Source organism: Aeromonas sp. NJAU223 (assembly GCF_051125555.1).
Lineage (GTDB): Bacteria > Pseudomonadota > Gammaproteobacteria > Enterobacterales > Aeromonadaceae > Aeromonas > Aeromonas veronii_G.
Genome location: NZ_CP144204.1, coordinates 1,339,115 through 1,364,671, shown reverse-complemented (window position 1 = coordinate 1,364,671; position 25,557 = coordinate 1,339,115). Strand labels below are relative to the sequence as shown.

Below are 25,557 nucleotides of genomic sequence, written 5' to 3'. Positions count from 1 at the left end.
ATGACTGGCGGACAAATAGCAAACGTAGATCTTATCAAGCAGGTGAACAGTGCGGTCGTCTATCGGCTCATTGACCTGCAAGGGCCCATCTCCCGGGTCAAGATTGCCGAATTGAGTCAGCTGGCCCCGGCCAGCGTGACCAAGATAACCCGGCAATTGATCGAGCATGGGCTGATCAGGGAGACCTCACCGCAAGCCTCCACCGGCGGGCGGCGCGCCATCTCCCTGACCACCATCAAGCATCGCTTTCAGTTTGTCTCCGCCAAGCTGGGCCGCGGCTATCTGCAGCTGAGCCTCTATGACCTCGACGGCAAGGAGCTCGATCAACACGTCACCCAGGTGACCGAGATCGAGCAACAACCCGTGGTCGACATGCTGCTGCGGGAGATTGGCGCCTTCATCGACGCCAACACGGATCGCAGCCGCAACCTCATCAGTGTCGCCCTCACCATGCCGGGGCTGGTCAACCCGGAATCCGGCATGGTCATCTATACCCCGACCTACCAGATCCGCAATCTGGGTCTGGCCAAGTTGCTGGAACACCACTTCAACCTGCCCTGCTACGTGGGCAACGACACCCGTTCCCTCGCGCTCGCCGAGCACTTCTTCGGCGAATCCCGCGACTGCATGGACTCCATCCTGGTGAGCGTTCACCAGGGGGCGGGCTCGGGCATCATCACCAAGGGCAAGGTGTTCCTCGGTCAGAACCGCAACGTCGGCGAAATCGGTCACATCCAGGTGGAACCGCTGGGCAAGCGCTGCCACTGCGGCAACTTCGGTTGCCTCGAGACCATCGCCTCCAACGAGGCCATCGTCGACAAGGTCAAGGAGCTCATCAGCCGCGGCCACCTGAGCTCGCTGCAGGAGAAGCACATCACCATTGCCGAGGTGTGCAAGGCTGCCGTGGCGGGGGATGAACTCGCTCGCAGCGTGATCGAGAACGTGGGGGAACATCTGGGCCGGGCCATCGCCATCACGGTCAACCTGTTCAACCCGCAGAAGGTGCTGATCGCCGGTGAAATCACCGCTGCGGAAGAGATCCTGATCCCGGCCATCCGTCGCTGCGTCGAGCATCAATCCCTGCCGAGCTTCCACCGTGGTCTGCCCATCGTGAAGGCACGCTTCCAGAACCAGCCCACCATAGGTGGCTTCGCCCTGGTCAAGCGCTCCTTGCTGGAGGGTGATCTCTTGCAGATCATCATGGAGCAGAAGTAGCTTCCCCTACCCCATAAGACAATAAAGGCAGCCTCGGCTGCCTTTATTGCATTCCACCTTGTCAATCATCTACCAATATCAAACTAAGCTACTGAATCTGCTGAATCTGCTGAACAGGCCGCATTTCACCTCTTCCCCGAGATTTCCCGGCCCGAAGGTGGCCCTTCCCGGCAATGACACCGTCACTGTCACCGCGACCCGAACTCGCAACAGGCACACCCGGCGCGCCAGCCCGAAGGCCGCCCGCGCCCGGCGGTGACTCTTGCCCATAAAAAATGGCAGCCCCTTGGCTGCCATTGTGGTGCATGTCGCCTGTTCAGGCATCACGCCCGGCAAGGTTTGAACATGTCCAGCGCCCCGTCATACACCTTGGTCTGCACATTCATGATACCGAGCATGGAGTGGAACAGGTTGTCGTGGGAGAAGCGTCTGGTGGCGGCCTCCTGGCGCAGGCAATCCTGGTTCAGCTGGCGATCCTGCTGCAACTGGGGGGAGAACCAGGTCAGCAGGGGCACCCGGGTCTGATCATCCGGCGCAAACTTGTAGGGGGTGCCGTGCAGATAGAGGCCCAGGGCACCGAGGGATTCCCCGTGATCCGACAGATAGACCAGGCCTACGTTGTAGCTGCTCTCCAGGGTCTTGAGTTTATTGATGAGCTGGGCCAGCACCTTGTCGGTGTAACGGATGGTGTTGTCATAGGTATTCACCAGCTCCTCGTTGCTGCAGTTCTCAATATCGCTGCGCGGACAGTCCGGCAGGAAGAAGCGATCCTCGGCCGGATAGCGGCGATAGTAAGTCGGGCCATGGCTGCCCATCAGGTGGAAGGCCACCACCTTGTTGCCTTCCTTCATGTCGGCGATCTGCTTGTCCAGCCCCTGCAGCAGCACGGCGTCGTAGCAGGAGCCACCCTTGCAGAAATCGGGGTACTGCTTGGGTTCGATTTCTATGGTGGGCACGTTCTTGCACACGTCCTTGCAGCCGCCGTCGTTCTCCTTCCACAACACGGAAACACCGGCGTGTTGCAGCACGTCCAGCAAGCCGTCCCGGGACTTGGCCAGCGTCTCGTCATAGCTGCGCCGGGTCAGGTTGGAGAACATGCAGGGCACGGAGACCGCGGTGGCGGTGCCGCAGGAGCGCACATCCTTGAAGGAGACGACCTCGGACTCCTTCGCGGTGAAGCCGTTGGTCTCTTTCTCGTAGCCATTGAGGGAGTAGTTCTTGCTGCGCGCCGTCTCCCCCACCACCAGGAACATCAGGGTCGGCTTGTCGCGCTTGCCCGCTATCTTGGCATCCGTCCCTATCTGCTCGTACGGGATGGGCGTCGCGAAGACGATGTCACGGAAGTAGCGATAGACCCCGCGCACATAGTTGGAGGGCACTATCTCCTTGACGATGGTGTGATTGTTGCGGCCCACCGAGGCGTAATCCTGGTAGTAGAGCGCCGCGACCCCGCCGAGGAACAGCAGCGAGAGGGCGATGCTGCCAAGGCGCATGCCAAGCCCCTTGTACCAGGGGCTGGGGTAGTCAATCTTGATGGCCAGCAGGCAGATCACCGGCAACACGCCGGTCAGCAGGAACCAGAGTGCCACCGAGGCATTGAGGTAGGAGGTCGCCTCCCCCCTGTTGGTCTCGATGATGTTCTGCACCATGCCCACATCGAAGATGACGCCGTATTTCAGCATGGCGTAGCTGGCGATGGAGCCGGTCAGGATCATCAGGGTGAAGAAGGGCTTGAGCACATATTTGAAGGTAAACGGCAAAAAGACCGCATTGAGGGCCGCCATCAGCACGAAGGGGATGGAGAGCGCGAAGCCCGCCTTGACATGCTCCAGTGCGGTGAGGATCCGATAAAAGTGCAGGAAGATGGGCCAGTTGAACACCAGTGCAAACAGCAGCACCAGCAACAGGTTGACCTTCATCACGCCGAGGGTGAAACGCATAACGATACTCCGACAAGCCAGTAAATCTGAAGCCCTTCAAGGGGCGTTGGGCACGCCTGTCACCTGTCTCTCATCCCGAGCAGACAAGGGTGACGGGCACAGCAGCCCGGATACTGGACAAGCCTAGGGAGGCAAACTTAAGCGGAAATTAAGGCGGTAGAAGATTGAGTCCTGATTACATTTTCAAGACAAAAAAACGGCAGCCGATGGCTGCCGTTTTAATAAGGAAGCGGGATCAGAGGGTCGCCGCGACCTCGTCGGAGATGGAACCGTTGTGGTAGACCTCCTGCACGTCGTCCAGATCTTCGAGCATGTCGATGAGACGCATCAGCTTGGGGGCGGTCTCCGCATCCAGCTCCGCCTCGGTGGAGGGGATCATGGTCACTTCCGCGCTCTCGGGCTTGAAGCCGGCGGCTTCCAGACCGTCCAGTACGGTGCCGAAGTCGTTCGGGCTGGTGTAAACCTCGATGGAACCATCTTCTTCGGTGACCACGTCATCAGCCCCCGCTTCCAGGGCAGCATCCATCAGGGCATCTTCATCAACGCCCACGAAGGTCAGCAGACCCTTCTTGCTGAACAGGTAGGCAACGGAGCCATCGGTACCCAGATTGCCGCCGCACTTGCTGAAGGCGTGACGCACTTCGGCCACGGTGCGGTTGCGGTTGTCGGTCAGGCACTCCACCATGACGGCGGAGCCCGCCGGGCCGTAGCCCTCGTAAACGATGGTTTCGAGCTGCTCACCGTCACCGCCACCGGCCCCACGGGCGATGGCGCGGTTGATGGTGTCACGGGTCATGTTGCCGGTCAGGGCGGCGGCCACGGCCGCGCGCAGACGCGGGTTGTTGGCGGGATCCGCATCACCCAGACGGGCGGCCGTGGTGATTTCACGGATCAGCTTGGTGAAGATCTTGCCGCGCTTGGCGTCTTGCGCCGCCTTGCGGTGTTTGATGTTGGCCCACTTGCTGTGACCTGCCATAAAAACTCTCCGTTATACTTATAAATCAATCAGATACATGGAAACAATCGGGCCGCAAGTGCGGCCCGAACAAGTTATTCTGCCCCTTCGGCCTTGGCATCTGCCTTGGCGACGGTGGCAATGGCCAGCTCGGTCAGCTGAGCCTGGTTGGCGAAGCTCGGGGCATCGGTCATCAGGCAGGCTGCCGCCGTGGTTTTCGGGAAGGCGATGACGTCACGGATGTTGTCGGTGCCGGTCAGCAGCATGCTCAGGCGGTCCAGGCCGAAGGCCAGGCCGGCATGGGGCGGGGTGCCGTATTTCAGGGCATCCAGCAGGAAGCCGAACTTCAGGCGCTGCTCGTCCGGGGCGATCCCCAGGATGTCGAACACGGTGGACTGCATCTCGCTGTTGTGGATACGCACGGAGCCGCCACCCACTTCGTAGCCGTTGATCACCATGTCGTAGGCGTTGGCATAGGCACTGACCGGATTGGCCTTCAGCTCGGCCGGGCTCAGCTTGCTCGGTGCGGTGAAGGGGTGGTGCATGGCTGCCAGACCGCCTTCGCCATCTTCCTCGAACATGGGGAAGTCGATGACCCAGAGCGGTTTCCAGACGTTCTCCACCAGGCCCAGATCGCGACCCACCTTCAGGCGCAGGGCACCCATGGCGTCACAGACCACCTTCTTGCTGTCGGCGCCGAAGAAGATGATGTCGCCATTGGCGGCACCGGTACGGGCCAGGATTTCGCGCACGATGGCGTCGGAGAGGAACTTGGCCACCGGGGACTGCACGCCTTCGAGGCCGTTCGCGGCGTCATTGACCTTCATCCAGGCCAGGCCCTTGGCACCATAGATGCCGACGAACTTGGTGTACTCGTCGATCTGCTTGCGAGAAAGCTCGGCGCCGCCCGGCACCTTCAGGGCCGCCACACGGCCTTTCGGATCCTTGGCAGGACCGGCGAACACGGCAAACTCCACCTCGGCCAGCAGATCGGCCACGTCCACCAGCTCCATGGGCAGGCGAAGATCCGGCTTGTCGGAGCCGAAGCGGCGCATGGCCTCGTCGAAGGTCATCACCGGGAAGTTGCCGAGATCCACGGCCAGCACGTGTTGCCACAGCTGGCGGATCATCTCTTCCATCAACTCGCGCACTTGCGGCGCGGTCATGAAGGAGGTCTCCACGTCGATCTGGGTGAATTCAGGCTGGCGGTCGGCGCGCAGGTCTTCGTCGCGGAAGCACTTGACGATCTGGTAGTAGCGATCGAAGCCGGACATCATCAGCAACTGCTTGAACAGCTGCGGAGACTGGGGCAGCGCGTAGAACTTGCCCTTGTGGACGCGGCTCGGCACCAGGTAGTCGCGCGCCCCTTCCGGGGTCGCCTTGGTCAGCATGGGGGTCTCGATGTCGAGGAAGCCCTGCTCGTCCATGAAGCGACGCACGAAGGCGCTGGCCTTGGCACGGGTCTTCAGGTATTTGGCCATCTCGGGACGGCGCAGATCCAGGTAGCGGTACTTGAGGCTCACCTCTTCGCTGTTGACCTGGTTGAAGTCGATGGGCAGGGGTTCGGAGCGGTTGATGATGGTCAACTCGTGGGCGAACACCTCGATGGCACCGGTGGCCATGTCCTTGTTGCGCTGGGACTCGGGACGAGTGCGCACCACGCCGGTCACCTGGATGCAGAATTCACCGCGCAGTTCAGAGGCCAGGGCGAAGGCATCCGGCTTGTCCGGATCGAAGAACACTTGCACGATCCCTTCCCGGTCACGCATGTCGATAAAGATCAGACCACCGAGATCACGACGACGATGGACCCAACCGCACAATGTAATGGTCTGCCCTGCATGGGCCTCATTGACCTGTCCGCAATAGATAGAGCGCATGGACTTCTTCCTTCGAAATAGTAGAGAGACGGTTTGGGTCGCCGGGCACGACTGGCAAGCACCGTCTGTCTCATAGCTGGCCAGATTCGGATTCTTACCCGGTTTGAAATCAGTCTCATATCATCCGGCTCCCCCGAGCCGGATCAGTACTGCCGAGCATATGCGAGCACACCCCCCGTAGGGGTCTGCGATGGCATCGGCAGCGTCGTGCCTGCTCAATTCGTGGGCGCCATCATGCTCCCCCTGGGGACATGTGCGCATGAGTCACAACGAATTGGCAAACAAAAGGGCTGGCATTATAGAGGAAAACCCCCATTTGGGTAAAATAGCCCGCAGCCACCTTTGCCCTGTTTTTTCTTGTCCTGGCGCAAAAACAGGGACGAAATGAGACAAACCTGCAGACAGGATCCCTTATGAGCCTCTATCTGGGCCTGCCCCAATGGTCCCATCCGGCCTGGCCCGGCCAACTGCTGGGCCTGCATGCCAGGCCCGCCGAGCACCTTGCCGACTACGCCCGGGTGTTCAATACCGTGGAAGGCAACACCACCTTCTACGCCCTGCCGACACCTGACACGGTGCGGCGCTGGGCCGATGCGGTGCCCGCGCACTTTCGTTTCGGTTTCAAGTTTCCGCAGACCATCAGCCACCAGAGCGATCTGGTGAGTGTGGACAAGGAGGTGACGAGCTTTATTCGCCTGCTGGAACCCCTGCACCCCAAGCTCGGGCTGCTCAAGCTGCAACTGCCCGCCCGCTTCGGCCCTGCCGGCCTGGCACGCCTCGCGGAATTCTTCCGCCGTCTGCCGCAAGACTTCACCTATGCCCTCGAGGTGCGCCACCCGGATTTTTTCGCCAAGGGTGAGGCAGAGCGCGCCCTGAACCGGCTATTGATGGAGCAGGGCATCAACCGCATCATGCTCGATTCCCGGCCGCTCTTCTCGGTGTCCGCCACTATCGCAGCAAAGAGTGCAGCCATGGTGGATGCCCAGGGCAAGAAGCCGAGACTCCCTGTGCACCTGCTCGCCACCGCCCAGGCGCCCGTGGTGCGCCTGATCGGCCTGCCGGATCCGGCGGCCAATCACCCTTTCCTGCCACCCTGGCTGCCCCGCTGGCAACAGTGGCTGGCAGAGGGCAAGGATCTCTACCTCTTCATCCATACCGCCGACAATGCCGAGGCACCGGTACTGGCTCGCCAGATCAGCCAGTTGCTCGGTCAGGAGATGGCGCCCTGGCCGGGGGAAAACGATCGCGCCCGCCAGGGAGAACTCCACTTCTAATACATCCCTTCATTCCCCACCCACAGGGGGTAAAAAAAGCCGATTTTTTGTGGCGCCAAGGGGTGCGCCGTCAAGACAAACGCCAGTCAATCCACTACACTAGCGCCCCATACAACAGGGCCAGCCCTCCGTTTCTTGCAACAGTGTGCAACAATCGGTCTGGTCTCACGAAGGGCCAGGATGATGGCCCGTTGCGAACGGAAGCGGCGCCAGGGATCCCAAGGCCGCTACCCCGTCCGTCAACCGGTGATGACGCCGGAGCGTCGCGCCAACACCCCATTGAATAACACAGCCAGGTTCTGTCCCGACTGTCAGGTTGCGCCAACATGCACGATCAGATTTTTGCCGCCCCCATCGCCCGCCTGGGGGATTTTTGTTTTGACGAGCAGGTCGTCGATGTCTTCCCCGACATGATCCAGCGCTCGGTACCGGGCTACAGCAACATCATCTCCGCCATCGGCATGATGGCCGCCCGCTACGCCCAGCCAGACAGCCGTCTCTATGATCTCGGCTGCTCCCTCGGTGCCGCCACCCAGGCCATGCGCCGCAACCTGACCCAGTCCGGTTGCACCATCACCGCCGTCGATCTCTCCCACCCCATGATAGAACGGGCCCGCGCCCACCTCTCCGGTTTCAAATCCGAGGTGCCGGTGACGCTCATCGAGGCGGATATCTGCGACATCGCCATCGAGAATGCCTCCGTGGTGGTGCTCAACTTTACCCTGCAGTTCGTCGACCCCGAGAAACGGGCCGCGCTTATCCAGCGCATTCATGACGGTCTGCGTCCCGGCGGCATCCTGATCCTGAGCGAGAAATTCCGCTTCGAGGATGCCCAGGTCAATGAATTGCTCATCGACCTGCATCTCGACTTCAAGCGAGCCAACGGTTACAGCGAGCTGGAGATAAGCCAGAAGCGCACCGCCCTCGAAAACGTGATGCGCACCGATACCCTGGCCATTCATCAGGCCCGCCTGCACGAGGCCGGTTTCGTCCATCAGGATCTCTGGTTCCAGTGCTTCAACTTCGGTTCCATGATTGCCATCAAAGCCAGCGACGCCAACTAAGCCAACTAAGCCATGATCGACTTTGCCAATTTTTATCAACTCATTGCCAAGAACCGGCTGAGCCACTGGCTGCACACCCTGCCCGCCCAGTTGCACGCCTGGCAGCATGACAACCTGCACGGGGATCTGCCGCGCTGGAATCGTGCCCTCAACAAGTTGCCCGCCATCGCCCCCGGCCACATCGAACTGCGTGACAGGGTCGCGATCGGGGATGAGCACAGCCTGAGCGAGGGGGAGCGCAAGAAGACCGAGAGCCTGCTGCGCCAATTCATGCCCTGGCGCAAGGGGCCCTTCCATGTCCACGGCATCCACATCGATACCGAGTGGCGATCCGACTGGAAATGGCAGCGGGTACTGCCACATGTCAGCCCGTTGGCAGGACGTTATGTGCTTGACGTGGGCTGTGGCAGTGGTTATCACCTGTGGCGCATGGTCGGCGAAGGCGCCAGACTCGCGGTCGGCATCGATCCCAGCCCCCTGTTCCTGTGCCAGTTCGAGGCCATCCGCCACTTCACGGGGGGGGATCAGCGCGCCCACCTGCTGCCGCTCGGCATCCAGGAGCTGCCGGAGCTGCGGGCGTTCGATACCGTCTTCTCCATGGGGGTGCTCTATCACCGCAAGTCCCCCATCGAGCACATCGAGCAGCTGCGCAACCAGTTGAAGGATGATGGTGAGCTGGTGCTGGAGACCCTGGTGATCGACGGCGGCGTCAATGACGTCCTGGTGCCGACCGATCGCTACGGCAAGATGCGCAACGTCTGGTTCATCCCCTCGAGCGCGGCCCTCAAACTCTGGGTCGAGCGCTGTGGATTCAAGGATGTGCGGATCGTGGACGAGAATATGACCAGCACCGACGAACAGCGTCGTACCGACTGGATGATCAATGAATCCCTGAGCGACTACCTGGATCCCGCCGATCCTGCGCTCACGGTAGAAGGATATCCGGCACCCAAACGTGCCGTACTGATTGCCAGAAAGGCCAAAGACTAGCCGATGGCGCCTGTGGAAGTTACACTGACCCAATTCCAGGAAGCACAGTTAAATGAATGACATGAAAAGCAAATTAAAAGGAATGACCCTGCTCTCCCTGCTCAGCCTTGGCGGGTGTGTCAGTATGGAGAAAGCACCGCCGGTTCCGACCCTGACGCTGGCCGATCTTCGCACCGAGATAAGCCTCAGCGAACAGCGCCTGCAGACCGCCATGGAACAGCAACAGAAACAGTATGTGCAGCAGCAGCACCTGCTGGTTCAGCTCAACACCGATGTCACCAACATGAAAGAGTCCGTGAATAAAGTCGACAGCAAACTGGCGACATTGCCGCCAGAGCCGCCCAAGGCCATGCCCATCCCGACCGAGAAGTGCCCGGCCCCGAGTCAGGGCCACACCGTCGATGGCAAGCTGCTGGTGGGTGAAGCGGAGTGGATCTGGGTCGATGCGGCCAACGACGCCTTCCAGGCGCGGGTCGATACCGGCGCCACCACCTCCTCCATCAGCGCCCAGGAGATCACCATCTTCGAGCGCAACGGCAAGAACTGGGTGCGCTTCTTCCTGAGCCATCAGGAGATGGATGACAAGATCCAGATTGAAGCGCCCCTGGTGCGTCACGTCCGGGTGCGTCAGGCCTCCGCCGACGACCTCGATCGTCGTCCCGTGGTGCGCCTCGCCGTGCGTATCGGCGACATGACCGAGAAGGCCGAATTTACCCTGAAAGATCGCAGCGACATGACGTTCCCCGTGCTGCTGGGCCGTGAATTCCTCAAAGACATCGCCGTGGTCGATGTGGCCCGCGAATATATCCAACCCAAACCCAAGCTCAAGGATGTGAAATAATTCATGGTCTCCCGCAAGCCGTTCTATCTGCTGGTTGCCCTGCTGTACATTGTCGGCCTGGGTATGACGATCTATCACCATGCCGCGTTGGATGTCCCGCTGACGCCCGGTGAAAAACGTCAGATCTGGTCCATCGAAGCCAAGCTGGAGTTCGAGGCCACCGGCGAGCCGGTCATCGCCTCCCTCGCCATCCCGGGCACCCAGCCCGGCTTCACCCTGATGAACGAAAACGCCGCGAGCCCGGGCTACGGCCTGTCGTTCGTCGAGAAGGACGGAGACGCCCGCGCCGAGTGGTCCATCCGCACCGCCTCCGGCCGTCAGGAGCTCTACTACCGCGTCGACATGATGGCGGACGCCCATGCCAAGCCGGCCGCCAATCCCCAGCCCCCTGCCATCGAGAAGCAGATCGAGAGTGAGCCTTATGCCACCGCGATGAAGCAGATCCTGGAGCGGGCGCAGGAGCGTTCTGCCGACGGTTACACCCTGACCCGCGAGATCATCAAGGAGATCGAGAAGCAGGAGCAGAACGCCGAGCTGCTGAAATCCCACAAGACCCGCGCCAATCTCATCGCCGAGCTGCTCAACAACGCCGATGTCCCGGCCCGGGTGGTCCATGCGCTGAATCTGGAAGATGGCCGTCGCCGTCAGGAGCTGGTGGACTACCTGCAGGTGTTCAACAGCCCGACCGACTACAAGCTGTTCAACCCGCAAACCGGCGAACAGGGCCATCCGGCCAACCTGCTGCTGTGGGAATACAACTCCGGTGCCCTGCTGGACGTGACCGGCGGTCACAACTCCCGCGTCACCTTCTCGATGATCGAGCAGGAGCAGCCGGTGAACGTGGCGCTGGCGCAGAAGTTTGAAAAGTCCGAGATGATGAACTTCTCCATCCACAGCCTGCCGCTGGAAGAGCAAGCCCTGTTCAAGGGTCTGCTGCTGATCCCCATCGGCGTGCTGATGGTGGTGTTCCTGCGGGTCATCGTGGGTATCAAGACCTCGGGCACCTTCATGCCGGTGCTGATCGCGGTGGCCTTCATCCAGACCTCCCTCATCACGGGTCTGGTGGGCTTCCTGCTCATCGTCGGCACCGGCCTCATCATCCGATCCTACCTCTCAAGGTTGAACCTGCTGCTGGTGGCCCGAATATCGGCGATCATCATCATGGTGATCTCGATGATCGGCATCTTCTCCGCGCTGGCCTTCAAGCTGGGGCTGACCGATGGCATGAAAATCACCTTCTTCCCGATGATCATCCTCTCCTGGACCATCGAACGGATGTCCATCCTGTGGGAAGAAGAGGGTCCGAAAGAGGTGGTACGCCAGGGTGGCGGCTCCCTGCTGGTAGCGGTCATCGCCTACCTGGCCATGGATAACGAGCTCATTCGTCACCTGACCTTCAACTTCCTCGGCCTGCAGCTGGTGCTGATGGCGACCGTGCTGCTGATGGGTAACTACACCGGCTACAAGCTGAGCGAGCTCAAGCGCTTCAAGCCGCTGGTCGACGAGATGAAGTCCGGCGGTACCCCGGGTAAGGACAAGTAACAGATGTGGTTCTGGCAGAAATACACCAGTCCGTGGAGCCTGTCCCAGGCAGGCATCCTCGGCATGAACAAGCGCAACCACTCCTACATCAGCCGCTACAACCCGCGCAGCCTCTATCCGCTGGTGGATGACAAGCTCAAGACCAAGCGCATCGCGCTGGATGCGGGAGTGACGGTGCCCGAGCTCATCGGCACCATCCGCGAGCAGCACGATGTGGGCCGGATCACCGCGCTGGTCAAGGAGTGGCCGGGCTTCTGCATCAAGCCGGCCCGCGGCTCGGGGGGCAAGGGGATCCTGGTGATCCTGCGCCAGGAAGACGGCCTCTTCTACAAGCCAAACGGCAGCGCCAGCAATGGCCAGGATCTGGAGCGTCATGTTTCCAACATCCTGGCAGGGCTCTATTCGCTGGGCGGCAAGCCCGACGTGGCGCTGGTGGAAGGCCTCATCAACTTCGATGACGTGTTCGACGGCTACTCGTTTGAAGGGGTACCCGATGCCCGGGTGATCATTTTCAAGGGTTTCCCGGTGATGGCCATGATGCGCCTCTCCACCTCGGCCTCCGACGGCAAGGCGAACCTGCACCAGGGCGCCGTGGGGGTGGGTCTGTGCCTGCGTACCGGCCGTGCCTTGCGGGCGGTGCAGTTTGGCAGCCCCCTGCGTCACCACCCGGACACCGGCCTCGATCTCTACGATCTCAAGGTGCCCCACTGGGATACCCTGCTGACACTGGCCGCCTCCTGCTACGAGATGTCGGGCCTTGGCTACATCGGCACCGACATGGTGCTCGACAAGTTCCGCGGCCCCATGCTGCTGGAGCTCAACGCCCGTCCCGGCCTTGCCATCCAGATCGCCAACGGCCGCGGCCTGGTGCCCAACCTCAAGACCATCGAGAAGCTGGGTCAGGTCAAGATGACGGTGGATCAGCGGGTCAACTTCGCCAAGGATCACTTCGGGATCTTCGACGAGTAGCCAATGTGCTGCCCTCGCAAAAACGCGCCCATCGGCGCGTTTTTTATGGTTTCACGCCATGAACAGGCGGGGACGCACCTCTGATGCGGATCCCCATCACATCCCCTCGCCTGGGCGCTTCAACGGCACAAGCGAAGAAGATAAGCTGCCAGAGCCCTTGCGTCTGCCCGCCACGGCGGCTCCGTCAGGGATGCGCTTCACGCCCTGCCTGCAACCAGATTGGCGCCTAATCCCGGCGACAAACCCGCTTGCCGATGGTAGATTAATTAAATCAAATAGATAGCAACTATCGGGTTTCTTTATGCAACGTTGGCCCAGCCTGAAACAGCTGCAATATCTGGTCGCTCTGGATGAGCACAAGAACTTCAATCGCGCCGCCAAGGCCTGCCATGTCAGCCAGTCCACCTTGAGTACCGGGATCCAGACCCTGGAGGACATGATGGGTCTGCAACTGGTGGAGCGGGATCACAAGAGCTTCATCATGACACCGGTCGGCATGGAGATCGTCACGCGCGCCCGCCACCTGCTCTCCGACGCCCGGGATCTGATGGAACTCGGCCAGCAGCAGGGCGGGGTCATGCACGGCACGGTGCGCCTCGGCTGCATTCCCACCATAGCCCCCTTCCTGCTGAGCAAGCTGTTGCAGGTGTGCGGCAAGGCCTATCCGGAGCTGGAACTGCTGCTGCGGGAGGACACGACCACCAATTTGCTCAAGCAACTGGAGCAGGGGCAGCTGGATCTGCTGATCCTGGCGCTGCCGGTGGAGATCGGCGGTTTCCACAGCAAGGTGGTGGGCATGGATCCCTTCCACATGGTGATGCCCTCCCACATGGCGGCGGGTCTGCACATGCCGTTCGATTACAAGGAGCTGCCCAACCAGAGCATTTTCCTGCTGGAGCGGGAACATTGCCTCACCGAGCATGCGGTGAGCGCCTGCCGGCTGCGGGACAAAAGCAAGATCAATCCCTTCGCCGCCACCAGCCTGCACACCCTGGTGCAGATGGTCGGGGCCGGCCTTGGCACCACCTTCCTGCCCCAGATGGCCATAGATGCCGGCATCCTGGACAACTCGGATCTGGTGGCCATTCCCCTGCCCGGGGAGAAGCCCTACCGGGAAATCGGTCTGGTGTGGCGCCCCAGCACCACCCGGGTACAGACCTTCTACAAACTGTCGGAGCTGCTGACACCGTTGATCGCTCCCGCTAGGGAGAAAACCGAGTAGGAATGGGCTGAATGGCAGCTTGTCGCTAGCAAAATATCTGCACAATGCAGCACTTTATGCTATCGATATTCAGGTTACAGGCAGAATCACGCGGCTATGATGAGTCTCGTATCCCATGAAGGAGTCCGGATGCTTCGCACCTCGCTGCTACCTCCCCTCTTGGCCCTGCTGCTGACGGCCTGCTCCAGCACGCCGAAGCCACAACCCGTGGCCCCCCGTCAGAGCGGAGCCTTCGACGGCTTCTATCAGCAGTGGCGCGGCGTTCCCTATCGTATGGGGGGCGAGGATCGCGCCGGTCTCGACTGCTCCGCCTTCACCCAGCTCGCCTACAGCCAGGTGCTGGGATTCAACCTGCCCAGAACCACGGAGTCCCAGGCCAGCCTGGGTCGACCGGTGGATCGCTACCGCCTGCAATACGGCGATCTGGTGTTCTTCAAGACCGGCTGGCAGCAGTATCACGTCGGTGTCTACACCGGGGCGGGGGAGTTCATCCACGCCTCCACCAGCAAGGGGGTGATCCGCTCCCGCCTCGACAACGTCTACTGGAACAGCCGCTACTGGCAGGCCCGTCGCCTCACCCAGTGACGGCATCGATAAAAAAGCAGGGCCCGCCGGGCCCTGTTTTTTTATCGATCGATTCAGTGCTTGCGGTGCCAGCGGGGCGAGGTGGCGCGCTCTCCCCAGGGGGTCGTGCAAGGCAACAGGGCCCCCTCTATCACCCCGTCGTTACCCGCCAGTGCCTCGGCAATCTTCTGATGCAGCGCCCGGAACAGGCACCCCTCCTGCCCGGCGAGGGAGTGACCGGCGGCGAAATATTCCCGCTGGTGTTTCAGCGCCAGCTTCTGGGCAAACTCGTAGGTATTGAAACTCTCGGGCATGCGTTCGATCACATCGTCGAGCCTGCTCAACAGGCTGTGCAGTTCCTTGGTCATCGCTGCTCTCCATAAAAATAGACACCTCAAAACTACCCACTATTAGATAGAAACCCAATCCGTGCGCCCAAAAACTGTGGCTCAGGACACAGTTCCCGCCCCCCATTCCTCCCTCCGGCAGCATGAACGCCGTCGGATGTTTACAAAATATCAACATCAGGGTAGATTCAGACCGACTAATCAGTCGGCCATTTTTCGAACGGAGCCTTTCATGGAAGCCACACCGCTGCAATCCACAGAGACCGACAAATTTGCCCTGCCAGATCGGCTGCTTCGTCTCAAGCAGGCCTATCAGGCCGACCCCATGCCGAGCCTGGATAGCCGCAAGGATCAGTTACTGCGACTCAAGCAAGCCCTGCTCGCCCACAAGCAGAGGCTCTGCCAGGCCCTGACCCGCGACTATGGCCAGCGCAGTGCCCATGACTCCTTGATCGCCGACATCCTGCCCTGTGTCATGCAGATCAACTACTGCCACAAGCGCCTTCGCCGCTGGATGAGGCCGGAGCGTCGCCACGCCGGCCTGCTGCTGGCGCCGGCCTCCATCGAAGTGCACTATCAGCCCCTCGGCGTGGTGGGCATCATGGTGCCCTGGAACTTCCCGGTGATGCTGAGCCTCGGCCCCCTCATCAGCGCCATCGCCGCCGGCAACCGGGCCATGCTCAAGCTCTCCGAGTTCACCCCTCACACCAATGCCGCCCTGCGCGCCCTGCTGGCCGAGGTGTTCGATGAGAACCAGGTGTGCGTCATCGAGGGGGATGCAGAAGTGGCCGCTGCCTTCAGCACCCTGCCCTTCGATCACCTGTTGTTCACCGGCTCGACCGCCGTGGGAAAACAGGTGATGGCGGCAGCGGCACCTCAGCTCACGCCGCTGACCCTGGAACTGGGAGGCAAGAGTCCCTGTCTCATCGCCCCCGACATACCCATGGCCCTGGCGGTGGAGCGGATGATCTTCGGTAAGAGTCTCAACGCCGGCCAGATCTGCGTGGCCCCCGACTATGTGCTGCTGCCTCGCGGCCAGGAGCAGGCCTTCATTGATGCCTATCGAGACCACTTCAGCCGCCTCTACCCCAAGGGGGTGGCGAGTCCGGACTATGGCGCCATCATCAACGAGCGCCAGTATCAACGGCTCACCGCCTGGCTGGCGGAAGCCGAGCAGGCGGGAGCCCAGCTGCACCCCTGCGCGTCACCGGCCCGGGATGATGCCAGCCGGCGGCTGGCCCCCCATCTGCTGACCGAGGTGCCCGAGCACTGCCAGCTGATGCAGCAGGAGATCTTCGGTCCCCTGCTGCCCCTCATCCCCTACGATGAGCTGGACGAGGCCCTGGCTTATGTCGCCGCCCGTCCCCGCCCGCTGGCCTTCTATCTGATGACCCTGGATCCGGCGCTGCAGGCCCGCGTCATTGGGGAGACCCATGCCGGCGGCATGGCCATCAACGAGAGCCTGTTCCAGGTGGCGGCGGACGATGCACCCTTTGGCGGCATCGGCCCCTCCGGCATGGGCCACTATCATGGCCGCGAGGGGTTCCTCACCTTCTCCAAGGCCAAAACCGTGCTGCGCCGGGGCAAGTTCAACCCGGGCACCCTGGTTCACCCCCCTTATGACCGCTGGTATCAGCGGCTGATGATGGCCCTGTTTCTGCGCTAGGAGCTCCCATGACCGACAAACGCCGCCAGATCCTGGAAGCCACTCTCACCCTGTGCGCAGAAGATGGTCTGCAGGGGGCCGCGACCGCCCGCATCGCCAAGGCCGCCGGTGTCGCCAACGGCACCCTGTTTCACCATTTCCCGAGCAAGGAGGTGCTGATCCAGCAGCTCTATCAGGACATCAAACAGCGTCTCGGCGCCGCCATCAGCGAGGCGGACCCGGCGCTGACGCTGAAGGAGCAGGTCCGCCACTACTGGGGCCAGTCCATGGTCTGGATGATCGAGCATCCATATGAGCTCAAGTTCGTGCTGGATTTCTTCCACTCTCCCCTGCTCTCTCGCCCCTTGCGCAGCCAGATCTTGAGCGACACCCTGCGCTTCCTGCCCCGGCTGCTGGCCCAGGGCCAGGCCAGCGGAGCGCTGCACCCCGTCCCGCCCGAACTGATGCTGGAGGTATGCCAGAGCCAGTTTCTCGCCTGCGCCTCCCTCTTCGTCGACAAGCCGACACTTGGGCAAGATGCCGACTGGCAAGAAGGCGCCTTCACCCTGTTCTGGTCCACCATCGCAAGGAGCACCCATGACACTTGAACGCCTGCGCCAAACTGGCCACCGCCTCTGGAATCTCTGCCTGCTCTGGGTACTGGGGCGAACCCTGTGCCGGGCCGCCCGCATCGATGAGTCGGTGCGCCGCGAGCTCTCCCCCCTGGCCGACGGCACCTGCATCCGGCTGGAGATCAGCGGCTACCGGCACGGGCTCGACCTGTACAAGCAGGACGGTCGCTGGCACTGCGGCGCCCCTGCCCAGGCTGCGCCGCATCCACTGCGGGTGCGCTTCAAGCATCCGGCCATCGCCTTTCGGGCCCTAAGCTTTCGCCTCGGGATCAACCAGGCCTTCTGCGAGAACCGGTTGCAGGTGGAGGGGGATCTCACCACCGCCATGCACCTGGTGCGGGCCATCGAGCAATTGCAGGCCCTGATCCTGCCCGCCTTCATCGCCAGGCCCCTGATGCGCCACTATCCGGCCCCAGTCAGCAAGGGCGTGCGGGCAGGTCGCATCTATCTGGGGCTGCTGACGGGCTGACCTCGGCCTCTTTCATTCCGATCTTTCAATCACTCGCACACAGGGAGTCTCGCGATGAGCCGATACTACGATTTCTTCTGCCCGGTCAAACTGCTGGCAGGGGAGCAGGCGCTGGAGCAAGTTGCCAGCGAATTGATGGCACTGGGGGCGAGCCGTCCCCTGCTGCTCACCGACAAGGGGGTCAGTGGCAGTGGCCTGGCAACCCTGGTACAGGAGATGCTGGCCGAGGGAGACCTGCCGGCGGTGGCCTGCTGGGACGAGATCCCGGCCGATTCCTCCACCGCCGTGGTGGAGCAGATAGCCGTGCGCTATCGCACCCTCGACTGTGACAGTCTGGTGGCCCTGGGGGGTGGCTCCGTCATCGATACCGCCAAGGCGGTCAACATCCTCGCCACCCTGGGCGGCAACAACCTGATGGATCATGCCGGTGCCGGCAGCCTCACCCGCCCGCTCAATCCCCTGGCCGTGATACCGACCACGGCGGGCACAGGTTCGGAGGTGACCCTGGTGGCGGTGATCCGGGACGAGCACAGCGGTCGTAAGGTGCCCTTCACCTCCCCCTTCCTGCTGCCTCAGTTGGCGGTGCTGGATCCGCGCCTCACCCAGGGGCTGCCCCTGCCCATCACGGCCGCCACCGCCATGGATGCCATGACTCATGCCATCGAATCCTTCATCGGCAACGGCAAGAATCCGGTGAGTGACGCCCTGGCCCTGGGGGCAGTGGGGAAGATAGCGAACGCCCTGCCGAAGGTGTTGGGCTCCCCGCAGGACAAGGGGCTGCGGCTGCAACTGGCGGAAGGGTCGACCCTGGCGGGCATGGCGTTTTCCAACTCCATGGTGGGGCTGGTGCATGCCCTCGGTCACAGCCTGGGGGCCCGCTGTCATCTGCCCCATGGCCTGTGCATGAACCTCTTCCTGCCTGCCGTGCTCGACTACAACAGGCCCCAGATCGATGAGGAGCTCGCCCGCCTGCTGCTGCCGCTGGCGGGGGCCGAGCGCTTCGCCGCCACGCCCCCCTCCCTGCGGCCACAGGCCACCCTGGATGCCATCAATAGCCTGCGAGACACCCTGTGGGAGGCAGTGCGCCTGCCGCGCACTCTGGCGGAGGCCGGGGTGACAGACCGCTCCCTGCTGGAGGAGATACGGGATCTCGCCATCAACGACGGGGCCCTGCTCTATAACCGCAAGGATGCCGACAGGGAGCAGTTGCTGGCCCTGCTGGAGCGGGTGTGGGAGTAGCGGGGCGACGCTCACTATGATCTGCGGGATCAGATTTTCCTGATCCCGCCTTGTGCGCCACCCGGGCGAATGGGGATCAGTTGCCGAACACCCCGGTGGAGAGGTAGCGATCTCCCCTGTCACAGATGATGGCGACCACGACCCCGCGCTCGAGGCTCGCCGCCACCCGCAGGGCCCCCGCCACGGCCCCGCCGGAGCTGACCCCGCAGCAGATCCCCTCTTCACGGGCCAGACGGCGCATCATGGCGAGTGACTCATCCAGCGTCACATCCAGCACCCGATCGACCCTTGCGGGTTCGAAAATGGTGGGCAGATAGGCAGCGGGCCAGCGCCGGATGCCGGGGATCTGGCTCCCCTCAGCCGGTTGCAGGCCGACGATCTCGATGGCGGGGTTACGCTCCTTGAGATAGCGGGAAACCCCCATGATGGTGCCCGTGGTCCCCATGGCGGAGACGAAGTGAGTAACCGCCCCCTCGCTCTGCTGCCAGATCTCGGGGCCGGTCGACTGATAGTGGGCATCCGGGTTGGCCGGATTGTTGAACTGATCGAGCACCAGCCCCTCCCCCCGCGCCTGCATGGCCAGCGCGAGATCCCGCGCCCCTTCCATGCCATCGTCCACCAGCACCAGCTCGGCGCCATAGGCCTGCATGGCGTCGCGCCGCTCCTGGCTCATGGTACGCGGCATGATGAGCCGCATCCGGTAGCCCCGGGCGGCCGCCACCATGGCGAGCGCGATGCCGGTGTTGCCCGAGGTGGCCTCGATCAGGGTGTCGCCGGGGCGCAAGTGACCGCTCACCTCTGCCGCCTTGATGAGGTTCAGGGCCGGTCTGTCCTTGACCGAACCGGCAGGGTTGTTGCCCTCCAGCTTCACCAGCAGGGTGACCTCTGGATGGGGGTTGATGCGCTGCAACCGCAGCAGCGGGGTATTGCCGATCAAACTCTCCAGGGTGGCGAAGGCCATGACGGGATCCATCCTCTGTTAACTGTTCTATACCTTGGCTTATCAACCCCCAGGCTCTCGCCATGGGCTGGCGGCCAGTGTAAGCGAGCGGGATGGATAGGCAAAGCGGGCCCTTGGCCTAAAGTGCGGTTGGCAAATGACCCCCATCATGCTCTCATCACCCCTATCACAATTCGAGGAGCCATCATGAGCGAGATCCTTCATCAGAGCGATGAGCACCAATTCGTCTGCATTGTCGACGGCCAGCTCTCCCGCCTCGCCTACCGGCCACGGGATGCCGGCACGGTCGAGGCATACAGCACCCAGGTTCCGAGTGAGCTGCGGGGACAGGGGATCGCCGACAAACTGGCTCGCGCCTTCTATGACTGGAGCCAGGAGAAGGGACTGACCATAGTGCCGACCTGCAGCTATATCGAGGTCTGGCTGCGCCGCAATGCAAAGTGACGTCATTACTCGCCAGGAGATCGCCTTGCAGATGAAGACCGAGGCGCTGCTGAGGGCCGATCCGCTGCGGATGGCCTGCCTGCGCACCGCTCGGACACTGGATTTGTCCGACTGGGCCCTGGGGGCCGGTTTTGTCCGTAACCTCGTCTGGGACCATTTGCACGGCAAGACAGTGCCAACGCCCCTCAACGACATCGACCTCATCTATCTCGATGCCGCTGATCCGGAAGGGCTGGCAGAGGGGGATCATGAAGCCTGGCTGTACGCCCGTCTGCCGGATCAGCGCTGGGAGGTACGCAACCAGGCCCGCATGCATCTTCGCCAGCGGGTGCCTCCTTTTCACAGCAGCCAGGAGGCACTCAGCCACTGGGTAGAGATCCCCACCTGTATCGGGGTGCGCTTGCTGGCCGATGATAGCTTCGCCTGGCTGGCGCCCTATGGCTTTGGTCATAACTGGTCACTGCGAGTGAACGCTAACCCGAGATGCCGCCAGGATCACCAGGTGTTCGTGCAACGCATCCTGACGAAACGTTGGCAGCAGATCTGGCCCGACCTTGAGGTGATCTGGTCATAACGCCGTTGCAATGCCCCGCCATGCATGGGCAAACTACGAAAAAGCTGTTTATTACTCAATGGGTTAATTAATGCGCGACTTCTTCTCTCTCGAACGCTGGCTGCCGGGCCTTGCCGCCCTGCTGCAATATCAGCGGGCCTGGCTGGTGCCGGACCTTCGCGCTGGCCTGTCGGTGGCCGCCGTGGCACTGCCCGTGGCCATCGCCTATTCGGAGCTCGCCGGCGTCGGCGCCATCGTCGGCCTCTACTCCTGCATCCTGCCCATGCTGGTCTATGCCATGTTCGGCACCTCCCGCCAGCTCATCGTCGGGCCGGACGCCGCCACCTGCGCCGTCATCGCCGCCGTGGTGACCCCGCTGGCCGCCGGGGACGCCACCCGTCACTGGCAACTGGTGATGACCATGACCGCCATGACCGGCTTCTGGTGCCTCATCGCCAGCCGCTTCAAGCTGGGGGTGCTGGCAGACTTTCTCTCCCGTCCCATCCTGATGGGCTTGCTCAACGGGGTCGCCATCACCATCATGGTGGGTCAGCTTTCCAAGATCTTCGGCTTCACCTTCAGCGAACGCTACCTCATCGAGCGGATCCTCAACGGCACCCACTACATCACCCAGACCCATCTGCCCACCCTGGCCATGAGTCTGATCACCCTGCTCACCCTGCTGCTGGCCAAGCGCTACAAGCCGGCCTGGCCCTCCTCCATGGTCGCCATGGTGGTGACCGCGGCCCTGGTATGGGCCTTCGACCTCTGGCGATTCGACATCGCGACCCTGGGGGCCATCGGCTCCGGCCTGCCTGCCTTCCAGATGCCGGAATTTCCCCCCGGTCTGATGCGTGAACTCGTGCTGCCCGCCCTCAACCTCGCCATGGTGAGCTTCGTCTCCATGATGCTCACCGCCCGCAGCTTCGCGGCCAAGAACGGCTACGAGATTGACGCGGACAAGGAGTTTCGGGCGCTCGGCATGGCGAACCTGGCGGCCGCCGCCTCCCAGGGCTTTGCCATCAGCGGGGCGGACTCACGCACCGCAGTCAACGACGCCAATGGCGGCAAGAGCCAGCTGGTCTCCATCATCGCCGCCATCGTCATCGCCCTGGTCACCTTCTACCTGACGGCCCCCCTGCAATACATTCCCACCGCCGCCCTCGGCGTGGTGCTGGTGATGGCCTCCCTGTCGCTGACCGATTTTCGCGGCCTCTGGGCTCTGCGCAACTCCGACCGTGCCGCCTTCTGGCTGGCCCTCATCACCTTCATCAGCGTGTTGACCATGGGGGTCATCCCGGGGATCACCCTCGCGGTCTTGCTCGGCCTGTTCCAGTTCCTGCGCAACGTGATGCGCCCAACGGATCAGCTGCTCGGCATGGATGATGAAGGGGTGGTGCGCACCCTGGGGGACAACGAACAGGCCAAGGCCATCCCCGGCATCCTGGTCTATCGCTTCAACTCGCCGCTGACCTACTTCAACGCCCCCTATTTCAAGCGGCGGGTGCTGGCCCTGCTGGTGCAGGATCCCCACAGCCCCAAATGCCTGGTGATCGACGCCGTCGCCTGTTTCACCCACCAGGACATCAGCGTGATGAGCATGGTGGGGGAGCTGCACAAGGATCTGAAGCGGCGCGGCATTCACATGGTGATGGCCGGTCGTCACGGCCAGATGACCCACTGGTTGCAGCAGGCGGGGATCCGGGTCGGCGAGGAGGGCATACTGCTCAGCCCCGACATGTATCAGGCCCTGCGCCTGACCCGCTGTTACCGCGAGCCGGTATTCAAGGATGATGAGGTGCAGCAGACCATTCCGGACAGCCCGGCGCCCTCCTGGCCGCGAGATGAGATGCTGCCGGATTCGGCGCGCCACACCCTGCCCTCTGAGCAGGAGGCCGGTGCCACCCCGGCCTGATCCGTTCTCCCCTCACCCCTCCCCCACGGACAGGGGTGAGGGGATCCCCATTGCACCGCTCAGGCTCTTGGTGTTAAATGCCCGTCCAGATGGCCCTGACGAGGGCCATCATCAGTATGTGGACACCCCATGCAGACTCAATCCCATGCAGGCCCCGGCACCCTCTTCGCCCTGACCTGGCCGCTCTTTATCGATCTCGCCCTGCACTTTTTGACCGGGGCTCTCAACACCTTCATGGTGGGCCATGTCTCTTATCAGGGAGTGGCGGCGCTCGCCGTCGGCAACCAGGTGTTCGATCTCGCCATCACCCTGTTCAGCTTTGTCAGCATCGGCACCAGCGTGGTGATCACCCAGTATCTGGGAGCAGGCGACAAAGAGAAGGCGCGCATAGTCATCCATACCGCCATCGGTTTCAACCTGCTGGTGGGACTGGTGGCGGCGGTGGGGGTCATGGCCGGCGCCAGCACCATGCTGGCGCTGATGAACCTGCCTGCCCACCTGATGGGGGATGCCACCCTTTACTTGCAGATCATCGGTCTGTGTCTGCTGCCGGAGGCGGCGGCGCTCTGTCTGGCAGCCACCCTGCGCGCCCACGGCCACACCCGTCAGGCCATGTACGTGACCCTGATCGTCAACCTCATCACCTTCGTCGGCAACCTGTTGCTGCTCTATGGCTGGTTCGGCCTGCCCCAGCTCGGGGTGGCCGGGGTCGCCATCAGCACGGTGGCGGGGCGCATCGTCGGCGTGGTACTGCTGGTGTGGCTGGTGGCCCGCAAGACCGGCATCCGCCTGCGTCTGCCCGAGATCGTTCGGCCGAGCCGTGCCATGCTGGACAAGGTGCTGCACATCGGCCTGCCGGCGGCGGGGGAGAACCTCTCCTGGATGCTGCAGTTCATGGTGGTGACCGCCTTCGTCGGCCTGCTCGGCGACAAGGCTCTGGCTACCCAGTCCTACTTCTTCCAGATCTGCCTGTTCATCTTGCTGTTCGGCCTCTCCATCGGCCTTGGCAACGAGATCATCATCGGCCATCTGGCGGGGGCGCGGCGCTTCGAGCAGGCCTACAAGCAACTGCTCAAGAGCCTCAAGCTCGGTCTCATCGTCACCACCCTCATCGCCATCGCCGCAGCCCTGAACGGGCGCGCCATCATCAGTCTGTTCACCGACGATGCCGACATCATCACCCAGGTGGCCCAGCTGTTCCTCATCAGCCTCATCCTCGAACCCGGCCGCACCTTCAACCTGGTGGTGATCAACGCCCTGCGCGCCACCGGGGATGCCCGCTTCCCCCTCTACATGGCGCTGGTCTCCATGTGGGGAATTGCCGTTCCTCTGGCCTATTTCCTTGGTATCATGCAGGGCTATGGGCTGGTCGGCATCTGGCTCGCGCTCGCCTGTGACGAATGGGTGCGCGGTCTGGCCATGTTCTGGCGCTGGCGCAGCCGTCGCTGGCAAAACAAAATCCTCGTTGAACCATCAGTGGAATCATAAGCAGAATCATGATGAAGAAAATCGGACTCTTGCTGGCAGCCCTGCTGCTCAGCCCGCTGGCCATGGCGCAGACCGCGCCCAAGGCCCCCAAGGCACCGGCCCCCCAGACCTGGTATGTGGCCCCCATCGCCATCGATGAGAGCAGCGAGGCCCAGAAGGCGCTGACCAAGGAATTCATGGCTCAGATGATCAAGACCATCAAGATCAACGAGTACCAGACCGGCAAGGCAGTGGGCAAGACCAAGGATCCCAAGTGGCTGATCCGCACCAAGCTGATCCCTGCCAGTACCGACCCCCTGGTGGGCAAGAAGCACGCCCAGGGCCTGACCTATGGCAAGGGTATCCCCACCCAGGAGATCGTCGGCGAACTCATCATGAATGGCACGCTGGTGGCCCATATCGGCCAGGGCTGGCGTGAACCCATCGTCCCCGGCACTCCGGTGGCGGAGAGGATCACCATCGCCAACTACCAGTACGCCATTGGCAACGAGGCCAAGGCACCGGATCTGGAAGAGCTGGCGGCGCAGATCGGTTTCGAGGCAGGCAAGGTGATCGCCCGTGACGGCAAGCCCCTGCCCGAGAAGAAAAAGAAAAAAGAATAAGCATCGCTGTCGTTATCTAAAAAGGGGCCTCAGGCCCCTTTTTGCTGCCCGCCCGGCGGCGCTTCCCCCGTCATCAGGCTGCCAAGTTGTGATCCCAGCGGCAGTTTTTGGACTCGCTGTGGATGGTGAGCCTGCTTATCAGCTTGTGATTCAAACAGTTAGCCATCGACATTTCGAGAGCGGCGATCATTGCCCCCGAATTTGAATTGGATCACGTTTCTGTGACCCGCTTAGGGGTAGTTTGAAGGTCAAGGCACAATCAAACAGCAACAAGGAGGCCGCATTACATGTTCCCAGAGTACAGAGAGCTCATCTCGAAACTGAAGAGCAGTGATGTCCATTTCCAGAAGAAGTTTGACTTGCACAACGACCTGGATGCGGAGATTAGAAAACTGGAGAAGCATCACGCCAGCGATTACAGCTCCGAGGTGAAGGATCTGAAAAAACAGAAACTTAAACTGAAAGAGGAGATATACGACATCCTCAAACAACATCCACACTAGACGCCTCGACGAATACCCGGATAAGCAACTTATCCCCCAGCCCGGCCTCTGCGCCGGGCTTTTTATTGCTCGCTCACGAAGCGGCGCCCAGCGCATCGGAGGGAGCCTGGCGACGGAACGCGCTGGGGGTCAGGCCGGTGTGGCGCCGAAATGCGGTGTTGAAGGTCGATTTGCTGTTGAAACCGGCCTGGTAGCAGATGCTGGCCACCGTCTCCTCGCTCCCTTGCAGCAATCGCTTGGCCTCCTCCACCCGGTAGCGGTTGATCCAGTCGTAGAAGTGTCCCCCCGAACAGGCGTTGATGG

The 25,557-nt window shown here is 62.1% G+C and carries 25 protein-coding genes; 19 read left to right on the top strand and 6 right to left on the bottom strand.

Annotation, left to right across the window (positions count from 1 at the left end; all coding sequences use genetic code 11):
- A complete protein-coding gene (gene nagC / locus VZC39_RS06370) occupies positions 1-1,215 on the top strand; it encodes a DNA-binding transcriptional regulator NagC (protein ID WP_349921588.1) in 1,215 nt (404 codons plus the stop codon).
- Between the two features lie 323 nt (positions 1,216-1,538).
- On the opposite strand, the gene VZC39_RS06365 is transcribed toward nagC, so the two are convergent.
- From VZC39_RS06365 to aspS, 3 genes are all read right to left on the bottom strand, one after another.
- The gene (locus VZC39_RS06365; RefSeq protein ID WP_434666711.1) at positions 1,539-3,155 is read right to left on the bottom strand and encodes a phosphoethanolamine transferase; all 1,617 of its coding nucleotides are present in this window, start codon (positions 3,153-3,155) and stop codon (positions 1,539-1,541) included.
- A 235-nt stretch (positions 3,156-3,390) separates the two neighbouring features.
- Positions 3,391-4,131 carry a YebC/PmpR family DNA-binding transcriptional regulator gene (locus VZC39_RS06360; RefSeq protein WP_434666708.1) on the bottom strand — a complete coding sequence of 247 codons (741 nt, stop codon included), beginning with the start codon at positions 4,129-4,131 and terminating at the stop codon, positions 3,391-3,393.
- Between the two features lie 74 nt (positions 4,132-4,205).
- Positions 4,206-5,990 (bottom strand): aspartate--tRNA ligase, encoded by a 1,785-nt coding sequence (gene aspS, locus VZC39_RS06355; protein ID WP_434666705.1) that lies wholly within the window; start codon positions 5,988-5,990, stop codon positions 4,206-4,208.
- 413 nt (positions 5,991-6,403) lie between these two features.
- Here aspS and VZC39_RS06350 point away from each other — a divergent pair, with 413 nt between their 5' ends.
- The 8 genes from VZC39_RS06350 to VZC39_RS06315 all read left to right on the top strand — a co-directional run bounded on the left by VZC39_RS06350 (position 6,404) and on the right by VZC39_RS06315 (position 14,477).
- The gene (locus tag VZC39_RS06350; protein ID WP_349921584.1) at positions 6,404-7,264 is read left to right on the top strand and encodes a DUF72 domain-containing protein; all 861 of its coding nucleotides are present in this window, start codon (positions 6,404-6,406) and stop codon (positions 7,262-7,264) included.
- Between the two features lie 326 nt (positions 7,265-7,590).
- Positions 7,591-8,328 carry a carboxy-S-adenosyl-L-methionine synthase CmoA gene (cmoA, locus tag VZC39_RS06345; protein ID WP_434666702.1) on the top strand — a complete coding sequence of 246 codons (738 nt, stop codon included), beginning with the start codon at positions 7,591-7,593 and terminating at the stop codon, positions 8,326-8,328.
- Positions 8,329-8,340: 12 nt separating this feature from the next.
- The gene (gene cmoB / locus VZC39_RS06340; RefSeq protein ID WP_434666699.1) at positions 8,341-9,318 is read left to right on the top strand and encodes a tRNA 5-methoxyuridine(34)/uridine 5-oxyacetic acid(34) synthase CmoB; all 978 of its coding nucleotides are present in this window, start codon (positions 8,341-8,343) and stop codon (positions 9,316-9,318) included.
- A gap of 82 nt (positions 9,319-9,400) precedes the next feature.
- The gene (locus VZC39_RS06335) at positions 9,401-10,159 is read left to right on the top strand and encodes an ATP-dependent zinc protease family protein (protein ID WP_434668383.1); all 759 of its coding nucleotides are present in this window, start codon (positions 9,401-9,403) and stop codon (positions 10,157-10,159) included.
- 3 nt (positions 10,160-10,162) lie between these two features.
- On the top strand, positions 10,163-11,701 hold the full coding sequence (locus VZC39_RS06330) for an inactive transglutaminase family protein (RefSeq protein ID WP_349921581.1): 1,539 nt from the start codon (positions 10,163-10,165) through the stop codon (positions 11,699-11,701).
- Positions 11,702-11,704: 3 nt separating this feature from the next.
- Entirely contained in the window at positions 11,705-12,670 is a 966-nt protein-coding gene (locus VZC39_RS06325; RefSeq protein WP_349921580.1) for an alpha-L-glutamate ligase-like protein, read from the top strand.
- A gap of 301 nt (positions 12,671-12,971) precedes the next feature.
- Entirely contained in the window at positions 12,972-13,892 is a 921-nt protein-coding gene (locus VZC39_RS06320; protein WP_434666695.1) for a hydrogen peroxide-inducible genes activator, read from the top strand.
- Positions 13,893-14,021: 129 nt separating this feature from the next.
- Positions 14,022-14,477 (top strand): C40 family peptidase, encoded by a 456-nt coding sequence (locus tag VZC39_RS06315; RefSeq protein WP_349921578.1) that lies wholly within the window; start codon positions 14,022-14,024, stop codon positions 14,475-14,477.
- Between the two features lie 53 nt (positions 14,478-14,530).
- On the opposite strand, the gene VZC39_RS06310 is transcribed toward VZC39_RS06315, so the two are convergent.
- Complete coding sequence (locus tag VZC39_RS06310; RefSeq protein ID WP_349921577.1) at positions 14,531-14,824, bottom strand: hypothetical protein; 294 nt, start codon at positions 14,822-14,824, stop codon at positions 14,531-14,533.
- Between the two features lie 211 nt (positions 14,825-15,035).
- Here VZC39_RS06310 and VZC39_RS06305 point away from each other — a divergent pair, with 211 nt between their 5' ends.
- From VZC39_RS06305 to VZC39_RS06290, 4 genes are read left to right on the top strand one after another with little or no spacing between them, the layout of a single operon-like run.
- Positions 15,036-16,469, top strand: a complete 1,434-nt coding sequence (locus tag VZC39_RS06305; RefSeq protein WP_434666692.1) for a coniferyl aldehyde dehydrogenase — start codon at positions 15,036-15,038, stop codon at positions 16,467-16,469.
- Positions 16,470-16,477: 8 nt separating this feature from the next.
- Positions 16,478-17,056 carry a TetR/AcrR family transcriptional regulator gene (locus tag VZC39_RS06300; protein WP_434666689.1) on the top strand — a complete coding sequence of 193 codons (579 nt, stop codon included), beginning with the start codon at positions 16,478-16,480 and terminating at the stop codon, positions 17,054-17,056.
- Positions 17,046-17,549 (top strand): SCP2 sterol-binding domain-containing protein, encoded by a 504-nt coding sequence (locus VZC39_RS06295; RefSeq protein WP_434666686.1) that lies wholly within the window; start codon positions 17,046-17,048, stop codon positions 17,547-17,549. The genes VZC39_RS06300 and VZC39_RS06295 overlap by 11 nt, the downstream gene beginning before the upstream one ends.
- Positions 17,550-17,603: 54 nt before the next feature.
- Entirely contained in the window at positions 17,604-18,788 is a 1,185-nt protein-coding gene (locus VZC39_RS06290; protein WP_434666683.1) for an iron-containing alcohol dehydrogenase, read from the top strand.
- 76 nt (positions 18,789-18,864) lie between these two features.
- Here VZC39_RS06290 and cysM read toward each other — a convergent pair whose 3' ends face one another.
- Positions 18,865-19,761: a cysteine synthase CysM gene (gene cysM, locus VZC39_RS06285; RefSeq protein ID WP_434666680.1), complete on the bottom strand. Its 897-nt coding sequence runs from the start codon at positions 19,759-19,761 to the stop codon at positions 18,865-18,867.
- Between the two features lie 174 nt (positions 19,762-19,935).
- On the opposite strand from cysM, the gene VZC39_RS06280 reads away from it, so the two are divergent.
- From VZC39_RS06280 to VZC39_RS06255, 6 genes are all read left to right on the top strand, one after another.
- Positions 19,936-20,193 carry a GNAT family N-acetyltransferase gene (locus VZC39_RS06280; RefSeq protein ID WP_349921571.1) on the top strand — a complete coding sequence of 86 codons (258 nt, stop codon included), beginning with the start codon at positions 19,936-19,938 and terminating at the stop codon, positions 20,191-20,193.
- Entirely contained in the window at positions 20,183-20,767 is a 585-nt protein-coding gene (locus VZC39_RS06275) for a nucleotidyltransferase family protein (RefSeq protein ID WP_349921570.1), read from the top strand. Before VZC39_RS06280 ends, VZC39_RS06275 begins: the two co-directional genes overlap by 11 nt.
- 70 nt (positions 20,768-20,837) lie before the next feature.
- Complete coding sequence (locus VZC39_RS06270) at positions 20,838-22,661, top strand: SulP family inorganic anion transporter (RefSeq protein WP_434666674.1); 1,824 nt, start codon at positions 20,838-20,840, stop codon at positions 22,659-22,661.
- Positions 22,662-22,790: 129 nt separating this feature from the next.
- Positions 22,791-24,149: an MATE family efflux transporter gene (locus VZC39_RS06265; protein ID WP_349921568.1), complete on the top strand. Its 1,359-nt coding sequence runs from the start codon at positions 22,791-22,793 to the stop codon at positions 24,147-24,149.
- An 11-nt stretch (positions 24,150-24,160) separates the two neighbouring features.
- On the top strand, positions 24,161-24,751 hold the full coding sequence (locus VZC39_RS06260; RefSeq protein WP_434668380.1) for a hypothetical protein: 591 nt from the start codon (positions 24,161-24,163) through the stop codon (positions 24,749-24,751).
- A 287-nt stretch (positions 24,752-25,038) separates the two neighbouring features.
- Positions 25,039-25,254 (top strand): YdcH family protein, encoded by a 216-nt coding sequence (locus tag VZC39_RS06255; protein ID WP_108536732.1) that lies wholly within the window; start codon positions 25,039-25,041, stop codon positions 25,252-25,254.
- Between the two features lie 73 nt (positions 25,255-25,327).
- On the opposite strand, the gene VZC39_RS06250 is transcribed toward VZC39_RS06255, so the two are convergent.
- Positions 25,328-25,555, bottom strand: coding sequence for a helix-turn-helix domain-containing protein (locus tag VZC39_RS06250; RefSeq protein ID WP_434668377.1), 228 nt, complete (start codon positions 25,553-25,555; stop codon positions 25,328-25,330).
- Positions 25,556-25,557: the final 2 nt, after the last annotated feature.

Bases quoted from the DNA above. Each gene is read 5' to 3' on its own strand.
- nagC (WP_349921588.1), top strand. From the start codon at position 1: ATGACTGGCGGACAAATAGCAAACGTAGATCTTATCAAGCAGGTGAAC.
- VZC39_RS06365 (WP_434666711.1), bottom strand. From the start codon at position 3,155: ATGCGTTTCACCCTCGGCGTGATGAAGGTCAACCTGTTGCTGGTGCTG.
- VZC39_RS06360 (WP_434666708.1), bottom strand. From the start codon at position 4,131: ATGGCAGGTCACAGCAAGTGGGCCAACATCAAACACCGCAAGGCGGCG.
- aspS (WP_434666705.1), bottom strand. From the start codon at position 5,990: ATGCGCTCTATCTATTGCGGACAGGTCAATGAGGCCCATGCAGGGCAG.
- VZC39_RS06350 (WP_349921584.1), top strand. From the start codon at position 6,404: ATGAGCCTCTATCTGGGCCTGCCCCAATGGTCCCATCCGGCCTGGCCC.
- cmoA (WP_434666702.1), top strand. From the start codon at position 7,591: ATGCACGATCAGATTTTTGCCGCCCCCATCGCCCGCCTGGGGGATTTT.
- cmoB (WP_434666699.1), top strand. From the start codon at position 8,341: ATGATCGACTTTGCCAATTTTTATCAACTCATTGCCAAGAACCGGCTG.
- VZC39_RS06335 (WP_434668383.1), top strand. From the start codon at position 9,401: ATGACCCTGCTCTCCCTGCTCAGCCTTGGCGGGTGTGTCAGTATGGAG.
- VZC39_RS06330 (WP_349921581.1), top strand. From the start codon at position 10,163: ATGGTCTCCCGCAAGCCGTTCTATCTGCTGGTTGCCCTGCTGTACATT.
- VZC39_RS06325 (WP_349921580.1), top strand. From the start codon at position 11,705: ATGTGGTTCTGGCAGAAATACACCAGTCCGTGGAGCCTGTCCCAGGCA.
- VZC39_RS06320 (WP_434666695.1), top strand. From the start codon at position 12,972: ATGCAACGTTGGCCCAGCCTGAAACAGCTGCAATATCTGGTCGCTCTG.
- VZC39_RS06315 (WP_349921578.1), top strand. From the start codon at position 14,022: ATGCTTCGCACCTCGCTGCTACCTCCCCTCTTGGCCCTGCTGCTGACG.
- VZC39_RS06310 (WP_349921577.1), bottom strand. From the start codon at position 14,824: ATGACCAAGGAACTGCACAGCCTGTTGAGCAGGCTCGACGATGTGATC.
- VZC39_RS06305 (WP_434666692.1), top strand. From the start codon at position 15,036: ATGGAAGCCACACCGCTGCAATCCACAGAGACCGACAAATTTGCCCTG.
- VZC39_RS06300 (WP_434666689.1), top strand. From the start codon at position 16,478: ATGACCGACAAACGCCGCCAGATCCTGGAAGCCACTCTCACCCTGTGC.
- VZC39_RS06295 (WP_434666686.1), top strand. From the start codon at position 17,046: ATGACACTTGAACGCCTGCGCCAAACTGGCCACCGCCTCTGGAATCTC.
- VZC39_RS06290 (WP_434666683.1), top strand. From the start codon at position 17,604: ATGAGCCGATACTACGATTTCTTCTGCCCGGTCAAACTGCTGGCAGGG.
- cysM (WP_434666680.1), bottom strand. From the start codon at position 19,761: ATGGATCCCGTCATGGCCTTCGCCACCCTGGAGAGTTTGATCGGCAAT.
- VZC39_RS06280 (WP_349921571.1), top strand. From the start codon at position 19,936: ATGAGCGAGATCCTTCATCAGAGCGATGAGCACCAATTCGTCTGCATT.
- VZC39_RS06275 (WP_349921570.1), top strand. From the start codon at position 20,183: ATGCAAAGTGACGTCATTACTCGCCAGGAGATCGCCTTGCAGATGAAG.
- VZC39_RS06270 (WP_434666674.1), top strand. From the start codon at position 20,838: ATGCGCGACTTCTTCTCTCTCGAACGCTGGCTGCCGGGCCTTGCCGCC.
- VZC39_RS06265 (WP_349921568.1), top strand. From the start codon at position 22,791: ATGCAGACTCAATCCCATGCAGGCCCCGGCACCCTCTTCGCCCTGACC.
- VZC39_RS06260 (WP_434668380.1), top strand. From the start codon at position 24,161: ATGAAGAAAATCGGACTCTTGCTGGCAGCCCTGCTGCTCAGCCCGCTG.
- VZC39_RS06255 (WP_108536732.1), top strand. From the start codon at position 25,039: ATGTTCCCAGAGTACAGAGAGCTCATCTCGAAACTGAAGAGCAGTGAT.